The sequence below is a fragment of the Sphingomonas sp. BK580 genome (genome assembly GCF_014194975.1).
Taxonomy (GTDB): domain Bacteria; phylum Pseudomonadota; class Alphaproteobacteria; order Sphingomonadales; family Sphingomonadaceae; genus Sphingomonas.
This window is the reverse complement of record NZ_JACIAY010000027.1, coordinates 1-2,422: the sequence shown is the minus strand read 5'-3', so window position 1 is coordinate 2,422 and position 2,422 is coordinate 1. Positions and strand designations below refer to the sequence as shown.

Here is a 2,422-nt window from a genome sequence, read left to right as displayed (position 1 = left end):
TGGTGCCCAGAAGAGGAGCGCGGCGAGGCTGGTCACCGGCGTCGAATTCTTGAGCCGGGTTCTGTCCGGCTTTTTCAACGGCGGGTTGTTCGAGTCCCAGAAGAGAACTCGTATCGTCGAGGCCCCTGCGCTCGCCCTCTGAGGGCGCTTCGGACGTAGCAGGTTGGTCTGTGCTATGATCTGGCTGGCTCAATGAGGGGAACTCCGGATCGTGGTTGAGCAGGTCGGTTGTGGTCACGATGGTGGGGATGGCTGTCCGATCTGCTCAGGGCGTATGTCGGCTGAGTTCGTCGCTTTGATGGAGCGCACGATGTGTCGACCCGAGCGGATGATGACGGTTGAGGAATTCACTATGTGGCTGGATCAGGTAGGTGAGGCGGAGCCGCTTCACTGAGCAGTTGAACCAGAGCGAGCGCTAGGCGAGGTGCGCCTCGGTGACCTTCCCAGCCTTCGTGCTCTTTCACTGACGCCATGGCCTGCATGAGACGGTAGGCGATGTCGCCGCGGAAAACCGCCTCTTCGACCGCTGCCAGATCGAGCGTTATGGATGGCTGGTCAGCTTCTCTGATGCCGCGGAAGCGGTCGAGGGCTGTGGTCCAGTAAGGGTCCTCGTCCCAGTGGTAGTCGGCCTCTTCCTCGGGCATGTTGTCGAACTCGCGTCAAATCTAGGGGCGCCGCGTTGAGCACGATGGGCAAGGGCACGACCGAGCCGGGGTATCGCAATCGCAACGGACAAACGGTTGTGCGCAGAACTGACCTGCCGGGCAACGACCACAATCAGGTCACCTACGTTCTGCGCTGTGATGCCTGTGGCCATGAGTATGGCTCGAACGGTTCGGACATCTTCCAACGTCGATGCCCCGCCCACGATGGTGGCGCGGCAGGGCTCTCTGTATGTCAGGGGTGACGACAGCGGTCGTCACCCCATCATTAATCACAGTCCAAGACGGTCGCGCCTACCGTGCATAGGCGCGCCTAGAATGGTCAGGCAGTTAGGAGTAAAAGGCTTTGGCTCAGGCTTTGATTTGGGTGTGCGTCGAAGCTGGACTACGGCAACGGCAAGTGAAAGACAGGCGATAAGAACGCCAGCGGCAGCAAGAACAATTTCCACTACTTAGCTCCATAATTATTGGCCGGAAGCCTGTTGGTCCTGAGTAGCAGGCGGCATATTCGAGGGTCACGAGATTCTTCGGCAACCGCCGAACCAACCCTGCTCACAGGGTTAATTCAACGGGTTCATGCACCTTTCTTGAGCGCTAGGCCGCCAGCGCTCGATACACCGACGCACGACCAATCCTGAGGCGCTTGGCAATCTCAGTGGCGCCGAGCCCCTGCTGACGAAGCTCCCTCACAGCGTCGGGTGAGATCGTCGCGGGACGGCCCTTGTAGGCGCCCTTCAGCTTGGCCGCCTCAATCCCGCACCGCTGCCTCGCCTTGATGAAGTGCTTCTCCATCATCCCCACCATGCCGAAGATGGTCAGCATGACCTCGGCCATCATGTCGGTGCCGTCGAGCACGATGTTAGGGTCGTTGATCCGCAGCACCGCCTTCTTCTCGATGACGCGCTTACCGATGGTGAGCAGGTCTGCGGTGTCGCGAGCAAGGCGGTCGGGGTGGAGCGCGAGTAGTTCGTCGCCGGGTTCTAGCAGGCGTATCGCTGCCTCAAGCTGGTCGCGCCCACTGAGCGACGACCCGTTCCCCACGTCGGTGAACACGACCACCGCGCCCAGCTTCTCCAACATCGCCTTCTGTGAGGTGATGTCCTGACCATCGCTCGTGCTGATCCTCGCGTAGCCCAGCGTCTTGCCCATGCCCGCGCCTCTCACGGCAGCAGCCAGTTCAGGAAGCTCCCCAACCCGAAGAAAATGACTGGCCCTCCCAGAAAACCCAGCACGACAAACCCGCTCGACGCAGCCTTGACGCCCCTACCCATACACCCACCCCTGTCTCGTATGATCCTGAGACCCTCTCACAAAACGGTGTTTCGTCAAGAAAATGAACTCATATGAGACACGAATTCCGTCTCAGCCGGTGTGTCATGGAGGGTTGCCCTATCGAGGCGGGGCATCGCCAACCCGAACGTCACTGAGCGCCTGCGGGTCAGCAGATCGACAGTCGGCAGAGCATCCGGTTAACGGGGCTGAGCGGCAGGTGCTGAATCAGCGCGAGCTTGTCGGTGCTATGGAGGGGGAGCCAGCCCGTGCAGGCGTGTGCTTCTCCGACGATGGCGACGTAGGCCGGTGCCCCATGCTCACCGGCATTCCAGCCCGGAACGACCACCGCGAGGCCGAAGTCCGGGGTGACGGCTTTGAAGGTGGCATACCCCTCAACGCGCTCCACCACGCACCGCACGCCATCGATGGTGAAGCTCTCCCCATGCTCGTCGCTGGTCAGCATGAGGTCGATGAGGCCGGGGCAGTCA

3 protein-coding genes are annotated in these 2,422 nt (G+C 61.1%); all 3 read right to left on the bottom strand.

Going from position 1 to position 2,422, the window contains the following annotated elements; genetic code table 11:
• Positions 1-350 precede the first annotated feature (350 nt).
• Complete coding sequence (locus tag FHY05_RS22180) at positions 351-644, bottom strand: hypothetical protein (protein ID WP_183946697.1); 294 nt, start codon at positions 642-644, stop codon at positions 351-353.
• Between the two features lie 612 nt (positions 645-1,256).
• Positions 1,257-1,811: a recombinase family protein gene (locus FHY05_RS22175; protein ID WP_183946695.1), complete on the bottom strand. Its 555-nt coding sequence runs from the start codon at positions 1,809-1,811 to the stop codon at positions 1,257-1,259.
• A gap of 289 nt (positions 1,812-2,100) precedes the next feature.
• Positions 2,101-2,422, bottom strand: a 322-nt coding sequence (locus FHY05_RS22170; protein WP_221191380.1) for a hypothetical protein, incomplete at its 5' end; no start/stop codon positions are given.

Coding starts and splice junctions, on each gene's coding strand:
- FHY05_RS22180 (WP_183946697.1), bottom strand. CDS start 644: ATGCCCGAGGAAGAGGCCGACTACCACTGGGACGAGGACCCTTACTGG.
- FHY05_RS22175 (WP_183946695.1), bottom strand. CDS start 1,811: ATGGGCAAGACGCTGGGCTACGCGAGGATCAGCACGAGCGATGGTCAG.